Origin of the sequence: Thalassotalea insulae (genome assembly GCF_030161395.1) — a bacterium.
GTDB lineage: Bacteria > Pseudomonadota > Gammaproteobacteria > Enterobacterales > Alteromonadaceae > Thalassotalea_E > Thalassotalea_E insulae.
The window spans coordinates 883,472-899,321 of the sequence record NZ_BSST01000001.1; the positions used below are offsets into that span (position 1 = coordinate 883,472).

The 15,850-nt window shown below is 40.6% G+C and carries 16 protein-coding genes; 12 read left to right on the plus strand and 4 right to left on the minus strand.

Annotated features, from left to right (window positions below):
* Positions 1 to 148 precede the first annotated feature (148 nt).
* The 7 genes from QQK06_RS04120 to QQK06_RS04150 all read left to right on the plus strand — a co-directional run bounded on the left by QQK06_RS04120 (position 149) and on the right by QQK06_RS04150 (position 5,541).
* Positions 149 to 1,009 (plus strand): MipA/OmpV family protein, encoded by an 861-nt coding sequence (locus tag QQK06_RS04120; RefSeq protein ID WP_284243337.1) that lies wholly within the window; start codon positions 149 to 151, stop codon positions 1,007 to 1,009.
* The gene (locus QQK06_RS04125) at positions 999 to 1,400 is read left to right on the plus strand and encodes a DUF3019 domain-containing protein (protein WP_284243338.1); all 402 of its coding nucleotides are present in this window, start codon (positions 999 to 1,001) and stop codon (positions 1,398 to 1,400) included. Before QQK06_RS04120 ends, QQK06_RS04125 begins: the two co-directional genes overlap by 11 nt.
* Positions 1,400 to 2,119, plus strand: coding sequence for a response regulator (locus QQK06_RS04130; RefSeq protein ID WP_284243339.1), 720 nt, complete (start codon positions 1,400 to 1,402; stop codon positions 2,117 to 2,119). The genes QQK06_RS04125 and QQK06_RS04130 overlap by 1 nt, the downstream gene beginning before the upstream one ends.
* Entirely contained in the window at positions 2,119 to 3,375 is a 1,257-nt protein-coding gene (locus QQK06_RS04135) for an ATP-binding protein (RefSeq protein WP_284243340.1), read from the plus strand. The genes QQK06_RS04130 and QQK06_RS04135 overlap by 1 nt, the downstream gene beginning before the upstream one ends.
* A 90-nt stretch (positions 3,376 to 3,465) precedes the next feature.
* Positions 3,466 to 4,185, plus strand: coding sequence for an SDR family NAD(P)-dependent oxidoreductase (locus tag QQK06_RS04140; RefSeq protein WP_284243341.1), 720 nt, complete (start codon positions 3,466 to 3,468; stop codon positions 4,183 to 4,185).
* A 7-nt stretch (positions 4,186 to 4,192) separates the two neighbouring features.
* Positions 4,193 to 5,065, plus strand: coding sequence for an amidohydrolase family protein (locus QQK06_RS04145; RefSeq protein ID WP_284243342.1), 873 nt, complete (start codon positions 4,193 to 4,195; stop codon positions 5,063 to 5,065).
* A 17-nt stretch (positions 5,066 to 5,082) separates the two neighbouring features.
* Positions 5,083 to 5,541, plus strand: coding sequence for an Lrp/AsnC family transcriptional regulator (locus tag QQK06_RS04150; RefSeq protein ID WP_284243343.1), 459 nt, complete (start codon positions 5,083 to 5,085; stop codon positions 5,539 to 5,541).
* Positions 5,542 to 5,602: 61 nt separating this feature from the next.
* Here the strand turns inward: QQK06_RS04150 and QQK06_RS04155 are convergent, their stop codons facing one another.
* The 3 genes from QQK06_RS04155 to QQK06_RS04165 all read right to left on the minus strand — a co-directional run bounded on the left by QQK06_RS04155 (position 5,603) and on the right by QQK06_RS04165 (position 7,862).
* The gene (locus tag QQK06_RS04155) at positions 5,603 to 6,787 is read right to left on the minus strand and encodes a mandelate racemase/muconate lactonizing enzyme family protein (RefSeq protein WP_284243344.1); all 1,185 of its coding nucleotides are present in this window, start codon (positions 6,785 to 6,787) and stop codon (positions 5,603 to 5,605) included.
* Between the two features lie 20 nt (positions 6,788 to 6,807).
* A complete protein-coding gene (locus QQK06_RS04160) occupies positions 6,808 to 7,578 on the minus strand; it encodes a class II aldolase/adducin family protein (protein ID WP_284243345.1) in 771 nt (256 codons plus the stop codon).
* Positions 7,579 to 7,685: 107 nt separating this feature from the next.
* Positions 7,686 to 7,862 carry a hypothetical protein gene (locus QQK06_RS04165; protein ID WP_284243346.1) on the minus strand — a complete coding sequence of 59 codons (177 nt, stop codon included), beginning with the start codon at positions 7,860 to 7,862 and terminating at the stop codon, positions 7,686 to 7,688.
* Positions 7,863 to 7,964: 102 nt separating this feature from the next.
* On the opposite strand from QQK06_RS04165, the gene QQK06_RS04170 reads away from it, so the two are divergent.
* The 3 genes from QQK06_RS04170 (at position 7,965) to QQK06_RS04180 (ending at position 10,543) form a co-directional block, all read left to right on the plus strand.
* Positions 7,965 to 9,194, plus strand: coding sequence for a threonine/serine exporter family protein (locus QQK06_RS04170; RefSeq protein WP_284243348.1), 1,230 nt, complete (start codon positions 7,965 to 7,967; stop codon positions 9,192 to 9,194).
* Between the two features lie 13 nt (positions 9,195 to 9,207).
* The gene (locus tag QQK06_RS04175) at positions 9,208 to 9,828 is read left to right on the plus strand and encodes a TetR/AcrR family transcriptional regulator (RefSeq protein WP_284243350.1); all 621 of its coding nucleotides are present in this window, start codon (positions 9,208 to 9,210) and stop codon (positions 9,826 to 9,828) included.
* Positions 9,829 to 9,940: 112 nt separating this feature from the next.
* Positions 9,941 to 10,543 (plus strand): PilZ domain-containing protein, encoded by a 603-nt coding sequence (locus tag QQK06_RS04180; RefSeq protein WP_284243352.1) that lies wholly within the window; start codon positions 9,941 to 9,943, stop codon positions 10,541 to 10,543.
* 50 nt (positions 10,544 to 10,593) lie between these two features.
* On the opposite strand, the gene QQK06_RS04185 is transcribed toward QQK06_RS04180, so the two are convergent.
* Positions 10,594 to 11,760, minus strand: coding sequence for a methyl-accepting chemotaxis protein (locus QQK06_RS04185; RefSeq protein WP_284243354.1), 1,167 nt, complete (start codon positions 11,758 to 11,760; stop codon positions 10,594 to 10,596).
* Positions 11,761 to 11,980: 220 nt separating this feature from the next.
* Here QQK06_RS04185 and QQK06_RS04190 point away from each other — a divergent pair, with 220 nt between their 5' ends.
* Both QQK06_RS04190 and QQK06_RS04195 read left to right on the plus strand, forming a co-directional pair.
* Positions 11,981 to 12,136: a DUF2897 family protein gene (locus tag QQK06_RS04190; RefSeq protein WP_284243356.1), complete on the plus strand. Its 156-nt coding sequence runs from the start codon at positions 11,981 to 11,983 to the stop codon at positions 12,134 to 12,136.
* A gap of 607 nt (positions 12,137 to 12,743) precedes the next feature.
* The gene (locus QQK06_RS04195) at positions 12,744 to 15,803 is read left to right on the plus strand and encodes a carboxypeptidase regulatory-like domain-containing protein (protein ID WP_284243357.1); all 3,060 of its coding nucleotides are present in this window, start codon (positions 12,744 to 12,746) and stop codon (positions 15,801 to 15,803) included.
* Positions 15,804 to 15,850 lie beyond the last annotated feature (47 nt).

The window sequence follows — 15,850 nt, forward strand, 5'->3', positions numbered from 1 at the left end:
TTGTTATTGAACAATTATTAGCCTACCCCGATAAAAAATTTTTACTGTGTTCAAATGCTATCAAATGTAATTTTATGTTATTAGCACTACAATCTCCGCCAATCAGTGGTAAATTAACTGGCATTAAAGGTTTTGGTTTATAACGGTTTTGAACATCAGCTCATATTTACTGACAATTTGCTTATTGCTATCCCTGCTGAGCTTTACTGGTTCCGGCTACGCGCAATGCCAGCCTGAAAGCGAGAGTTGTGTGCCCGTCGGTGATTGGCAATTTTCACTTGCCCTGGGTATTGGAGAATTGAGCAATCCATTACAAGGGGGAGACGATATTCCCTTGCTGATCCTCCCGTATATCAACTACTACGGTGAACAATTCTTTATCGAAAATAATGTAATAGGCTATAGCTTTTATCAATCAGATCAGCTGGTGCTAAGCGCGATTGGCCAATTAAACAGAGAAAAAGCATTTTTTACCGACTGGCAACCAAGCCATTTATTTGTCCCGAACTTTTCTGACAGTATGCTGACAGAGTCAGATCATAAAACAATTAGCAAAGATGATGTCAGCAAACGCAAATGGGCTGTGGATGGCGGCATCCAGCTTAACTGGTTTATCAATCAATCCACAGAGTTAAAAGTACAACTACTACACGACATTAACCAAGTATATCAAGGGCTTAACAGCCAACTAGCACTCTATCACCGCATTAACATTTCTGATAACGCACAACTAAACTTAGGTATTGGCGCTAACTGGCACAGTGCCAAATTAAATGACTATTATTACGGGCTAGATGAAAAAGATCAGGTTGGACTGAGTAATTATTATCAAGCTGAAGGCGGAATCAACCCGTTTGTTTCACTAGGCTTTTATTACCAGTTAACTAGCAAATGGCAAGCACAGATCCGCTTTAAACAGCAGCGTCTTAGCCGAAAAATTACGGATAGCCCTTTAGTTAAAGATCAGCAAGTAACCTCTGCATTTATTGGAGTGGTTTATGCGTTTTAACTACCTATTATTGATGTTAGGGATGATATTACTAATAAATGTTACTGCTCAAGCAAGCTCACAACAAAATAATGAAACTGTGGTACTAACCATAAAACCTTTGGCTTGTGTCGTAAAAAGTGCAGGTGAAAGTTGTCAAATGACCGTTACCGCCCAGTGGCAAAGCAAGCAGCCAATTAACGCCTGCCTGTTCCAACAACAACAATCCCTCAGCTGTTGGCAGCAGCAACGCTATGCATCACAACAACTGAACATTTCCCTGCAAGATGACATGCTATTTACCCTTAAAAATTCATCAGGTAAGGTATTGGCAAGTCAACGAGTAAAAATTAATATTAGCCAACCGGTGAAATATCGCCGAAGGCTACGCGCTCAATGGAGCCTTTTTTAATGACACGTATTACATTAGTAGAAGACGATGTTCGCCTGGCCAACCTAATTAAGCAATTTTTGCAGCAGCATAATTTTCAGGTGACCGTATTTAATAGCGGTGAAAACGCACCTGAACTTATTTTAGCCAGTGAACCTGACATAGTGATCCTCGACATTATGTTACCCAAAATGGATGGTTTCACTATCTGCAAAACGTTACGTAAATCTTTCGATAACCCGATTATTTTTTTGACCGCCAAAGACAGTGATTTTGACCATGTGCTAGGATTAGAAATTGGCGCCGATGATTATATTATCAAGCCAGTGGTACCTCATGTATTACTGGCCCATATTAATGTTGTACTACGCCGCATAAAACAACATAAGCGTACCGAAGAACAAGATATTATCATTGGTGAACTCAGCATTTTCAGAAAATCACGTCAGGTAATATACCAGCAACAAAATGTTGAACTCACCACTCATGAATTCGAGCTATTATGGCTATTAGCTAAAAATGCTGGCGAACCACAAAGCCGCGATTATATTCATAAGCATATTATCGGCCGAGAATATGATGGTCTAGACCGTAGTGTCGATGTTCGCATCTCAAGATTAAGAAAAAAATTAAAAGATGATCCCGACAATCCATATAAAATCATCACGGTTTGGGGCAAAGGCTATTTATTTAATACGGATGCCTGGCATAACGAGTCATCATCTAAGGAAAGCGCTTAGTGCTCAGACTGTTCGTTAGTTTATATCTGGTAGTAATTTCTGGCATTTTTACCATCAACTGGGCCTCAGAATTACTCTGGCAGAAACTTAATCAAGATGAAAAAAGCGAACTAGCCACGACCATCGCGCTGGTAAAAGATCTGGCGACACTCATCACCAGTCAGCAGCAACTTGCTCTGTTAACATCAGCCCAATTACAACCAGAGCAATTCAGCTATCAATTACTTGAATTCAATGATATTGCTTGGCTGCCAGAGCAGCAGCAACAGCTTGCATCCGGCCAGGTATTACCACTTTATAATTTACAACAGCAACTCTATCTCTATGCTAAAACCAGCGATGGCAAACATTTATTGCAGCTTGGTCCAATCAACCAGCAACATAGTTCCTCTATCACTAAAACCCTGTTGCAGATCGCATCATACTTATTATTAGCACTGATTTTAATATTATGGACTCGCCCAGTTTGGCAGGATCTGACTCGGCTGACACAGCTGGCAAACAATATCGATTCATTAAAAGATATTCCCGAGCCCCCTATTCAGAGCCGCTCTCCGATTGCCAATGTAGTGCAAACCATGGGACAAATGGCGGCGAAAATCAAACACTTGATCAACGAACAAAAACAGCTGGTCAATGCAGTTTCCCATGAACTTAGAACCCCACTTTCCAGGCTACGCTTTTCGTTAGCCATGTTAACCAATATTAATGATCAACAGCGTGATGAAATCGAACAAGATTTACAAGAAATTGAAACCTTAGTCGATGAGATGCTCAGCTATTCGCGGATAGAACACCTGGCAGTTCAGCAAAATAAAACCTTAGCTAACGTCAGTGAACTACTGAGCCATCAGCTAGAAAAACACGGTCGATTACACAGTAAAAAAATCATTGCCGATATCCCTACTGAGTTAGTAATCACCTGTAACGGTGAGTTAGTGGAACGTGCCTGCCAAAATCTGATCACTAATGCGTTACGGTATGCTAAACAACAAGTCAGAATATCTGCCGCAATTAAGCAGCAGCTATTGACCATTTCAATCGAAGATGATGGAGCAGGCATTGCAGAAGAAGACTGGCCGACCTTGTTTGAACCGTTCTCTCGAGTTGAGCAAAGTCGTAACAAAAATCAGGGCGGCTACGGACTGGGCTTAGCAATTGTTAAAAAAGCCTGTGACTGGCATCTGGGACAATGTCATGTTAACCATTCCCCCCTTGGTGGTGCCTGTTTTACCATTACTTTACCTGTAGAGTAATATCCACTTTGCCGTGGTAATATCCTGATTATCCTAGCTGTTACTATTAAGAGCAGGTAAGATAGCAAAAAAACTTATTATCCAGTCACTATGAAAAAAAAATGTATTGTTACCGGTGGTAGCTCCGGCATTGGCTTAAGTATTGTTAAACTCTTTCTTGCAAACCATTATCGTGTCATCAACCTGGATATAGTGGACAGCGGCGTCGGCGAGTTCCACTATTGTGATGTCACTGACCATGCACAGTTACAGACCATAGTTAAAGATATTGCCGCTCCAATTGATGTGCTAGTGTCAAACGCTGGTATTCACTTTTCTGCTACCATTGAAAATACCAGCGAAGCGGATTTACTAAAGGTATTTAACATTAATGTCAAAGGTGCTTATTCTGCCATTCAAGCAGTACTACCAAGCATGAAAGCACAACACTCAGGCGCAATAATTTTAATAGCTTCAGATCAGGCGTTGATTGCAAAACGTAATTCTTTTGCTTATAACCTCAGTAAAAATGCACTAGCGTCAATGGCAAAAACAACGGCGCTTGATTATGCAGAATTTAACATTAGGGCTAATGCCATCTGTCCTGGCACCATAGAAACACCACTATATCATCAAGCGATAGATAATTACTGCCAACGCTCAGGCGCCGATAAAGCAAGCGTTCATCAAGAAGAAGCAGCGCTTCAACCACTTAACCGCATCGGTCAACCAGATGAAGTAGCTGAACTGGCATTGTTTCTCGCGTCAGATAAAGCAACATTTATCACCGGCAGTTTACAGGTTATCGACGGCGGTTATACCGCTCAGTAGACAAACAGTGAAAATCATAGATCCTCACCTACACCTGTTTGACCTAACTCAAGGTCAATATCATTGGCTTCGTCCGGAAAATCCGCCGAACTGGCCTGACAAATCAGTGATCCAGCAAAACTTTAATGAACACCAACTAGCTCTTGATTCACCGTTAACATTAGTCGGATTTGTCCATATAGAAGCAGGGTTTGATAACGTCCAGCCGTGGCGAGAGTTGCAGTGGCTTGAAGCTAATTGCCAGCTACCATTTAAAGCGGTAGCCTGTGCGAATATCGGTTTACCCACAGAGCAATTTATTAAGCAAATAAGTCAGTTACAACAACAAAAATCGCTGATAGGGATCCGACATATCTTAGATGATGACGCTGTGACGCTGTTATCAAAGCCCCAAGCGATAGACAATTTTAACTACTTGGCAGCAGAACAATTAAGCTTTGACTGTCAGCTATCATTTGCTGATGATGCGGCGATCATTGCACTATGCCAAGTGTTAACTCAAATACCTGAACTTGTTTGTATTATTAATCACGCAGGTTTTGCACCACTAACAACAAATACGCCAGAATTTCACGGTTGGCATCATAACCTGCAGCGTCTAGCGAAGTTTCCTCAGGTGGTAATAAAGTGCTCCGGCTGGGAAATGCAAAATCGTCACTATCAAGCTTCGGCTATTAAATGCATTACCGAAACTTGCATTAACGTTTTTGGAATAAGCCGAGTGATGCTTGCTAGCAATTTTCCGTTAACCTTATTTAGTTGTAGCTATCAGGGTTACTGGCACCAAATCAGTACACAATTTCAACCACAGCTATTAGAAAATTTATGTTACAACAACAGCAAAAACTGGTACAAATTAGACAGCATTTCGATCACCTAACTATTTGATGATTTAATATGGATAAGTTCGATAAAAAAATTCTCGACATACTACAGCATGACTGCACATTGGCGGTAAGTGAAGTAGCCGCCCAGGTAGGATTATCAACGACTCCGTGCTGGCGACGTATTCAAGCGATGGAAAAAAACGGCATTATTAGAGGTCGTGTCGCGTTAGCCGATCCGGAAAAACTTAATGTCGGCTTAACTGTGTTTGTAATGATCAAAACCAATCAACACAACCCACAATGGCTGAATGATTTTGGTCAAATTGCTGATGAGTTTCCTGAAATAATTGAATTCTACCGCATGAGTGGTGAGGTCGATTACTTATTGCGGGTGGTAGTCTCCGATATGAAAGCCTATGATAGCTTCTATAAAAAACTGATCGATAAAGCCAATTTTGCCGATATCAGTTCCAGCTTTGCAATGGAAGAAATGAAATACACCACTGCCCTGCCGGTCAACTATCTATAATTTATCCCGACAATAAAAAAGGATGGCAGCTACCATCCTTTTATGCACTTAATAAATTAATTTACTTCAATGATTTGACCGTGACATTAGGTGAACGTTTTACTATTTCATCATTAAGTTCGATGCCAACGCCCGGTGTTTCCGAAACCTTGAAAATACCATTTTCCGGCTGTGGATCTTGTAAACACAACTCTCTGTTCCATGCCTTAATCGCGTATGTATGATGTTCATGAATTAAGAAATTAGGAATCGCAGTTTCCAAATGTAGCGATGCCGCAGTTGCTACCGGACCACCACAAACATGGGCCTGAATCCGAATATCATAAACATCCGCGTAGTCACACACTTTTTTCGCTTCAGTAAAGCCACCACACAAGCCAACATCAGGTTGCAGTACGTCAATACTTTGGTCTTCAAAGTAAGGACGAACATCCCAACGATGGTATAAACGTTCACCACCAGCAATCGGTACATTAACGCGATCCGCTACCTTTTGATGTACTTTGGCATTTAAGTAATTCACTGGCTCTTCATACATCATGCAACCGACTTCTTCGACTACCTCAGCCATTTGAATAGCAGACGCTGCTCCCATTAACGAATGAGATTCAAAGATGATATCAACATCTGTACCAACCGCATTACGGATTGCCCTTAAACGGTCACCAAATAAACGCATTTGCGGCTGGGTAAATAACTTGGTGCGATCAAAAGATGAACTGCCATCTTGGTTATAAACAATCGGATCTACTTTAACGGCATCATACCCTTGTGCGACGGCTTTTAATGCCGCCTCAGCATATTCTTGTGGCTCAATTAATTTTCTACACTCTTTATCCCAGTCAAACTGTAACTGGCTGGCATAAGTGCGCAATTCACTATTCACCTTGCCACCAAGTAATTGATAAACAGGAACGCCAAGCGCTTTGCCTTTGATATCCCAGAGCGCAGTATCGATTGCACTCATTGCCGAATACAATACTGGACCACCACCTAGCCCCCAGAAACTTTCCCGCAACATTCTCGACCAAAGCAATTCCGTTTGAAACGGGTCAAAACCTATTAATACCGCTTCACTAATTTCTTTCAGCATGGCGGCAGCAGCGCTGTGTCCCCAATCATATGCCAGGCCAGCTTCACCAACACCTGTGATCCCTTGATCTGTATGTACCCGAATAAACACCGGATTCCATGGCGGACGCTCAGGACATTCAATATCAAATATTTCTACATGGGTAATTTTCATTGCTACACTCTATATTCTTATTAGCTGGCAAATGATGGATCGGCACGATAAACACGGCGTAGCATTGCCGGCCAAGATTTTTGACCACCGGTTAATCCGGTATGTACTACATTCGCCTGCGCTTTAATACCATCGACAATAGCTTGCTCGATTTCAATCGGTTGCATACCTGAGGCCATGATTTGTAACTGGATTTGGCAAGCTCGGGTGAGATCATACATATGCATGTAAGCATCACCGATTGTTTTTCCTAAGGTTAATGCGCCATGATTGCGCAATAACATAAAATTTGCACTACCTAAATCTTGCTGTAAACGCGATTTTTCATCGGAATTAACCGCAAGGCCTTCATATTCATGATAGCTCATTGACGCCAAAGCAAAGGCAGAATACTGACTCAGCGGTAACAAACCTTCTTTTAGACTAGCTACCGCAATAGTTTCGTTAGTATGCAAATGTAATACGCATTGTTCTTCATGACGGGCCTGATGTACAGCACTATGAATGGTAAAACCTGCCGGGTTAATTTCAAATGGGCAGTTAGCATCAATAATATTGCCGTCAATATCTATTTTCACTAAGTTCGAGGCGGTGATTTCCTCAAACGTTAAGCCGAATGCGTTAATCAGTAGGTAGTCAGTTCCCGGAATGCGCGCTGAAATATGAGTATAAATCAAATCATCCCAGCCCTGCATCGCCACGAGACGATAACAAGCGGCTAAGTCAACGCGAGTTTGCCACTCTTGTGGCGAGACGTTATTTTTTAAATCAAGTTGTGGAATTTCAAACATTAGGTTTCCTTGCTTAGCTCAGCATCTATTAATTCAAGCTAAGTTACACTATTTTACTAGGACGCTGATTTGAGTTAAAGCAATCATTGAGCACTTATATTGATAGCTTATACCAAGATTGCTTTAAACAAGGCGATAAATAATAAAGCAAATACCAGAATACGCAGCCATTTACTGTATTTGGCCTGTTCTTCAGGTGCTATCGGTTTACCATATTTCTCTCCGAGTACCACCATCAGTGCCACACACGAAAAAACAGCGGCTAAAATAATTAAAAGAGTCATAGCAACAAATCTTTATTTGATAAAAGTCAAATTTAACATAAAATATCAAATAGTTAAGGTGTTTATAAAAAATGCCTTATATAACCATGGAAATATGCGTTAATGACCGCTCCCGAAGACTTCACTGAAAAACGTCGCTTTATCATTCGCCTCGGTAAAGCATTGCATAAATTTGGTACGCCAGCCTATCGAATGGAAGCCCATTTACAAAGTGTTTCGACTTTCCTTGGACTGCAAGCAAGTTTTATTGTCACGCCAACGTCATTAACTTTTATCTTATCCGGTGATGATGATCATCAGGAATATAACCATATGCTAAGGGTTACTCCCGGTGATATGGATTTAGGCTCGCTGGCACGTACCGATGAATTAGTCGATGAGTTAAGTTCGGGGCAACGAACTTTAAGCGAAGCAATTGAAAGACTAGATGAAATAGCCAATAAACCGAATCCCTACGGTCGATTACTAACCTTCTTTGCTTTTGGCGCTTCAAGTGGGGCTTTTGCCATGCTGATGCGTACCAGCTGGAACGATGTCTTTTGGTCTACGTTACTCGGGTTGTTAGTTTGTATCTTTGTCTTTTGGTCTGAGCGCTCCAAACGCGTTACTGAGATGCTGGAACCACTTTCCGCACTCACCTGTGCTTTACTTGCATCAGGCATTACCCTTATCGATCCCAGTATAAATGCACCACTAGTGATCTTATCTTCCATTATCGCCTTTATCCCCGGATTAGCGCTGACGTTAGGCTTATCGGAGCTCGCTGCTCGAAATTTAATGTCAGGAACGGCCAGGGTAATGGACGCGATTATGGTGCTATTTAAGCTCTATTTTGGCGCGGTTTTAGGCATGGCTTTGGGTAATAAATTTTGGGGGATTGCCGAATATATCAAACCAGAAGCTATGCCAAACTGGGCCGCCTGGGCGGCGGTTACTACCTTATCTATCAGCCTAGTGATTTTATTTAAGGTACGGAAAAAAGACGCGCCCTGGGGGATTTTATCCGGTTACATTGCTTTTGCAGCGAGTATGTGGGGAGCAATACATTTAGGTGTTGCCTTAGGCGCTTTTGTTGGTGCCTTTGCTTTAGGCATTTACAGTAATATCTTTTCGCGTTTAATGAACTTACCATCAAGCATAGTAAAGCTACTTGGGTTAGTTGTATTGGTCCCGGGAAGTAAAGTTTATATGGGCCTTAATATCGCAGTGTCAGGTCAGGAAATTATTAGTAATAGCGCAGGTATTAGTTCACAGGCATTTTTGATCTTTATGTCGTTAGTGGCAGGATTAATTTTTGCTAATGTTATTTTCCCCGCACGTAAGTCTCTGTAACGATATATTAACCATGAACCATATTTCAAAAGCAAAAAGCTCATACCATCACGGTGACCTACGCCAGTCGTTATTGGTTACAGCAACCGAGATGCTCAATACTCAGGGGATTAATAGTTTATCATTGCGAAAAATTGCCGAAAATGTTGGCGTTTCCCGTACTGCGGCTTACCATCATTTTAAAGATAAACATGATTTACTGTGCGCAATAGCAGCACAAGGGTTTAGCCAATGGCAACAACAGGCAGAACAACTAATGGCTAAACAGTATGCCGTCAAAAAACAGGCCTATAGAGAATTTGTCTCCGCTTATATTCACTTTGCTACCGAAAATGCGAACCTTTATGATTTAATGTTTGGCCGCACCATCTGGAAAGATCAAGGCAGCAATGAAACATTAAGACAAGCGGCCTATCCAAGTTTTGATTATCAGGTAAAAATCACTCAGCATTGGCAAACACTTGGTCTATTACCACAAACCACGTCTGCACTTAGGTTAGCGCAAGTGATCTGGGGCACCTTACATGGCATAGCCAAACTTTTAATCGATGGTATCTACAAAGACAACACGAATGTTGATGAAATGTGTGATTGCGCTGTTCAATTATTTGTATCAACTCAAACTAATTCTTAAATTAATACCAAGTTGATGAATTATTTAATCAAATTGGTATTACAGTTATTTGTTATCTCTATGGCATTATTGAATAATGACAATCGCACAATTTATAATTTTAGGAATATAAATGACAATGCAGGCTAATCAAGACAAATTGGCACAATATGCTCAATTTTTTACTATAGAGCATTCATTTAGCATTAATGTTAAAACGCTTGATAACAAGCAAGTCAGCGATTTTTCACAATTTTTAGAGCAAATGCCAACACCGTTTAAAATGGTTGGTGAAATGTCTACTATCGATCAGGCGGCACTAAAACCACTACAGGCACTTACTGGCGTAGCGGGACAATTAGTTGATTACCTCAAACATCAGGCACAGAAAATAGACCTGTTAATGAACTATATTTTACAGCAACAAAACGAAGACAACGCTCGTTTTCAGGGAGTGAGTTTTGGCGGAGCTGGAATCGCCTTTATTAGCGATAAACCGTGGCAATTAAACCAGTTAGTAGAACTTAAGTTATTTTTACCTGAGGAAAATGCCGCTATTTATTGCTTTGCTGAAGTGATCGATATTTCACCACAGGAACAGCAGTTTCATCATAAATTATTATTTCATTTTATTCGCGATGAAGACAGAGAGTTACTAGTTAGAGCAAGTTTACATAAACAAACTAAGCAATTACAGCAGCTGGCACAACAACGCCAGCAGAACACTGAACATTAAAAAGCGCCAGGATAACTTGCATTAACCCAGCGCTTTTTAATTAGTCATCATTAGACACAAATTCGATTAAGTGTCACATCCACTTCTTCTGCGGTCGCTTTTTGCTGTTCAGCATGCTCAGCAACGCGATTAAGGCCATGATTAATTTCCTGGCTTAATGCCACTACAGCACTCATGTTATCGTTAATCGATGAAGTTGAATGTTGCTGTTCATGAGTACCACTGGCGATCTGTGAGGTTAAGGTATCAACCTCGGTAAAGACCTGACCAATTTTTTCTAATGCTTCAACCACTTCTGCTGAGTGCTGCAAGCTGTCTTGCGTTAATGTTTGTCCTTTAGCAATAGCGTTAACCGCATTGTTAGACTTTTCTTGTAATCCTTCCACCATAGATTGAATTTCTACCGTAGATTCCTGAGTACGATGTGCCAATGCTCGAACTTCATCAGCTACCACAGCAAAGCCTCGCCCTTGCTCTCCAGCGCGTGCGGCTTCAATCGCAGCATTTAATGCCAGCAAATTCGTTTGTTCGGCAATACCTCTAATCACATCTAACACTGAACCTATCCGTGAACACTCTTCCTGCAATAACGCTAGGTCATTAGCCATTTCGGTTACTTCTTTGGCAAACTCTTCTACAGTGTGCTGACTGGTATTAGAGGATGACGTCCCCTGCTGCAATATTGATAATACCTGATTAGTGGTTTCGCTAACCTGTGCCGCACTTTCTGATAGTGTGGAAGACGTAGAAGCAACTTGCTCAATAGATGACGCCATTTGAGATATTTGTTCAGAAGATTGGTCAACAGCAATAACAGAATCACTAATTTGGCTAGTTAGCGAACCGGCACCTTCTCTAAGTGTCTCAGATTCACTGCGTATATCTTTAATAACATCTGATAGGTTATCGATAAATTGACTGAGCTCATTAACTACCTGAGCAAAATCATCATTACTGTTATCTTTTAATGGCGCTGTTGGCGCATGATCGACACTCACCACTAAACCTAAATAATGTTTTAATCCAGCAATTCGCTTATTAAGAAAGCGCTCAGAAAAAACAAAACTCACTGCAAATTGTCCTGTCACAGTAACAGCTAGAAATAGGATAATACCGCCTTTAGTCATTTCGCCGAAAAACAGCGCAACTAACAACATAGCAAGTAATCCAACAGCCAAGCCTGGGATAAGTAGTTTTATATGTAATCGATTGAACATAAAGCATCTTACTCTTTTGATATAGTTCGTTATTATTGCCATTTAACTAGCACAAATTAAACAGCTCATTCAAACTTACAGTGAAATGAATAATTTTGCGACTGTTTTTTGCCGGTAAGTCCTATTAAAAATCAAGAAATTAATTCAAAACCAGAAAAACACTAAAGTCGTCTTCTTTAAGGTAAACTGTAAGTATCGTAAAACAAATAGTAGGCATTGCATGATAACTTTTATTCTTATCCTTGGCTGTGTTTCCATAGTGGTAGGCGCATTGATGTTGATTTTACAATCAGCGAAAAAATTCAAATTAAGCGATGAGCAATTAAAACAGATAAAAGCCAGAGAGCATGAACAGCAATTAAAAGATAAAGAATAAATTTTTAAAAACTTTATCAAAATAGCAAACATCCCCATTTGCTATTTATCAGCAACCAAACTATTTTTGCTTCTACTTTACGCTTTTACATTTGTTACATTTTACTGATGAATTATTCGCACTTTTTATTGTCTCACATTAAAGGAATTATTACTTTCCCTGCATAACACACTGATTAAAAACAAATAATCCAAAACATCTGCCGAGTAGGACAAATAAAACCACTCTCCCTCCCTTTCTATAATTTACAAAAAAACACAATTTAAACAATTGATTATATTAACCTTTATTTAAAACAACTTAACTCACGCTATAATTTATCATCAACTTTTCTCACTTCCTGTAACAAGTAAAGACCAAAAATATGTAATAGCATGTTTTTATTGCTTTTATTTATTACTAAATATATTTCATATTGTTACAAAACTGTTAGTTTTCAGTTGCATCCAGTTGAATAGAAAAGAAATTTAGGCGTAGTATGCAGGCTGACTAGTGATATCAGTCATAAAACAAATATAAAAACTTACAAGACCACTTACAAAAAGTGTTTTGTAGGCAAAATAATAATTAACACCAAAGTCACTCAGGTGACATCAGGGAGTAAATAATGAAAAGTTCTAATACTAGTTATTTGAAAGTTTTCAAGCGCTCATTAACCGCAGCTGCTATTTCTACGGTTATTGGCATGTCTTCAGCTTACGCAGAAGATATTAAAGGTAATGTTGTTGTAACAGACGGCACTATCACTGGCGTTACAGTGAAAGCTGTTAACAAAGCAACAAATACTACTCGTACTGTAGACGTGAACGCAGATGGTTCTTACCGTCTTGCTAAACTTCCTACAGGCTCATATGAAGTAACCGTTTCTAAAGGTGATACGGTTTTAGCCAAAGAAACGATTCGTGTTTCTTTAGGTAATAACACGAACGCTGATTTTAGCGTTGAGTCTTCAGTAGAAGTTATCAGTGTTACTGGTTCACGTGTTTCTATGGTTGATGTATCTTCTATGGATTCAGGTTTAACTATCGGTGAAGGTGATATCGATAGAATGCCAGTTGCTCGTAACTTAACCTCTGTTGCATTATTAGCACCAGGTGTTGTGTTAGGTGATAACAAATTCGCCGGTGCGGGTGTTGGTTTTGCTTCCTTCGGTGGTTCATCTGTATCAGAAAATTCATGTTACATTAACGGTTTAGAAGTAACTAACACTCGTCAGGGTTTAGGTTGTGGTTCTGTACCGTTTGAATTCTATAACGAATTCCAAGTAAAAACGGGTGGTTATTCTGCTAAGTTTGGTCGTGCAACTGGTGGTATTATCAACTCAAACACCAAAAGTGGTACTAACGATTGGGAATTTGCAGCAACCGCTACTTTCAACCCTGACAGCTTAAGAGAAGAAGGTTCCGTTTCTCGCGCAAATGGCGGTACAGGTCGTATTTTCCGTGATACCCGTTCTGATGTAAATGGTAGTTCAGAGTTCACGCTTTCTGCTGCTGGCCCTATCATCGAAGATACGTTATTTATCTACGCATTAGTTAACCCAAGAGATACAGAGAGAAGTTACACTCAATTCGTTGGTAACAGTAATGAAACAACTGGTGTGACAGAATTTCGTGAACGTGAGTCTTCTGGCTCAGATAATTTATTCTGGGGTGGTAAAATTGACTGGGATATTAGCGAAGATCACCGTTTAAGCTATTTTGCTTATTCAGATGAAAACACCGCGGAAGAAAAAATCTACCGTTTTGATGGTCAAACGGGTAAAGTGGGTAAAGATCTTATCGATACCGAAATCCGCGACCGTGGTGGTAAAGCGTGGAGCATCAGCTACACAGGTTATATCACAGACGATCTGAACGTTAGTGCGATGACAGGTGAAATTCGCACTGAATATACCACAAACATTGCGAACCAAGATTGTCCACAAGTAGTTGATGAGCGTAGTACAAGTAATCCGGCATTGCCTTGTGGCTCAGGTGGTCGTATCGGCCAAAACTTCGACAAGAACAATCAAACACGTATTGATATCGAATACCAGTTAGGTGATCACACTATTTCTGCTGGCTACGATTATCAAAAACGTAAGTCTACCAATAAAATTGATAGAATGGCCGGTGATCATTCATGGACTTACAACACACTTGAAGCCAATGCTGACTTAACTGGTGATGGCATTAATTATGCTAATAATACGGGCGCAGCCCATGATTATGTTTCTGACCGTATCTTTATCGGTGGTGGATCATTCTATTCAGACCTGAAAGCTTACTATATCGAAGATAACTGGCAAATCACTGATAACTTATTGTTATCAATCGGTGGTCGTATCGATGAGTTTGACGCTTACGCTGTTGGTGGTGGTCTATTAACGTCGTTTAAAACAGATATCGCACCACGTTTAGGTTTCAGCTGGGACGTAAACGGTGATGGTGAATCGAAACTTTATGGTACTTTCGGTCACTACTACTTGCCAATGGCAAACAACACTATCTACCGTGTCGGTTCTGGTATCAGTGATACAACGGCTTACTATACGTTTGATGGTATTGATCCTGCAACCGGTAACCCATTAAACATTTCACCAATTACCGGTGACATCACTTCGTCAACAGCTGTTAGTAGCATAGCGGTAGCACCTGATAGAGAAGTGTTCCAAGCGAAAGAAGCAGATCCGTTTTCTAAGCAAGAGCTTATCTTAGGTTATGATCAGGCGATTAATGATAACTTATCAATTTCAATCCGTGGTACTTACCGTACTATCTTAACGGCGTTAGATGATTACTGTGGTAAGTGGGCTTACCCACACTGTGTCATGTTGAACCCAGGTGAAGCATCAAGCTGGTACAAAGATGGCTTGTACTGGGATGGTTCAGCTTGGGGTGATGCAGGTGGTAATACATCTGATGGTCATGCAGATCCAGGCTCATTACGTAAGCATACGAAAGCAGAAATTGGCTTACCAGAAGCGAAGAACGATTATCTGGCATGGCAATTAGGTGCTAAGTATAACCAAGACAACTTCCGTTTTGATTTCACTTATACTTGGTCACGCAGTACAGGTAACTTCGAAGGTGCGGTTAAGTCTGATATCGGTCAAGCGGATGCGGGTCTAACACAAGACTTTGACTTTGCGGCATTAATGGATGGTGCTGATGGTTATCAAGCAAACGACCGTCGTCACGTATTCAAGTTCTTCGGTAGCTATGACTACAATGATGACTTAACATTTGGTATCAATGCAACGTTATCAAGTGGTCGTCCACTGTCTATCTACGGTCAAGGTCACCCAAGTGACGATCCTAACCTGTTCGGTGGTTGGGGTGACTTCTTCTACACTTATCACGGCTGTGACTTAACAACAGACGAAAACGGTGATGATGTATGTTTGAACGAGAACAAGAACTATACTAAGCATCCACGTGGTACAGCAGGCAGAACGTCTTGGACATTCAATGTTGACCTGTCTGCAAGCTATATGTTTGAAGTATCAGGTATTGACATGAGAGCTTCTGTTGACGTATTCAACATCTTGAACAGTCAGCAAGCAACTTCATTAAACGAACATTATGAAGCGGGTTCTGAAGGTAGTGTGAACCAATGGTACGGTGCTGCATACTCATGGCAAACACCACGTTACGTTCGTTTCGGTCTAGAAGCTCGCTTCTAAGCAATTTAACGAAGTAACTCTCTGGACAATTCAAAGGCCGGCAATTT

Bases quoted from the DNA above. Each gene is read 5' to 3' on its own strand.
- QQK06_RS04140 (WP_284243341.1), top strand. From the start codon at position 3,466: ATGAAAAAAAAATGTATTGTTACCGGTGGTAGCTCCGGCATTGGCTTA.
- QQK06_RS04170 (WP_284243348.1), top strand. From the start codon at position 7,965: ATGACCGCTCCCGAAGACTTCACTGAAAAACGTCGCTTTATCATTCGC.
- QQK06_RS04195 (WP_284243357.1), top strand. From the start codon at position 12,744: ATGAAAAGTTCTAATACTAGTTATTTGAAAGTTTTCAAGCGCTCATTA.
- QQK06_RS04185 (WP_284243354.1), bottom strand. From the start codon at position 11,760: ATGTTCAATCGATTACATATAAAACTACTTATCCCAGGCTTGGCTGTT.
- QQK06_RS04175 (WP_284243350.1), top strand. From the start codon at position 9,208: ATGAACCATATTTCAAAAGCAAAAAGCTCATACCATCACGGTGACCTA.
- QQK06_RS04190 (WP_284243356.1), top strand. From the start codon at position 11,981: ATGATAACTTTTATTCTTATCCTTGGCTGTGTTTCCATAGTGGTAGGC.
- QQK06_RS04150 (WP_284243343.1), top strand. From the start codon at position 5,083: ATGGATAAGTTCGATAAAAAAATTCTCGACATACTACAGCATGACTGC.
- QQK06_RS04165 (WP_284243346.1), bottom strand. From the start codon at position 7,862: ATGACTCTTTTAATTATTTTAGCCGCTGTTTTTTCGTGTGTGGCACTG.
- QQK06_RS04180 (WP_284243352.1), top strand. From the start codon at position 9,941: ATGACAATGCAGGCTAATCAAGACAAATTGGCACAATATGCTCAATTT.
- QQK06_RS04125 (WP_284243338.1), top strand. From the start codon at position 999: ATGCGTTTTAACTACCTATTATTGATGTTAGGGATGATATTACTAATA.
- QQK06_RS04155 (WP_284243344.1), bottom strand. From the start codon at position 6,787: ATGAAAATTACCCATGTAGAAATATTTGATATTGAATGTCCTGAGCGT.
- QQK06_RS04130 (WP_284243339.1), top strand. From the start codon at position 1,400: ATGACACGTATTACATTAGTAGAAGACGATGTTCGCCTGGCCAACCTA.
- QQK06_RS04160 (WP_284243345.1), bottom strand. From the start codon at position 7,578: ATGTTTGAAATTCCACAACTTGATTTAAAAAATAACGTCTCGCCACAA.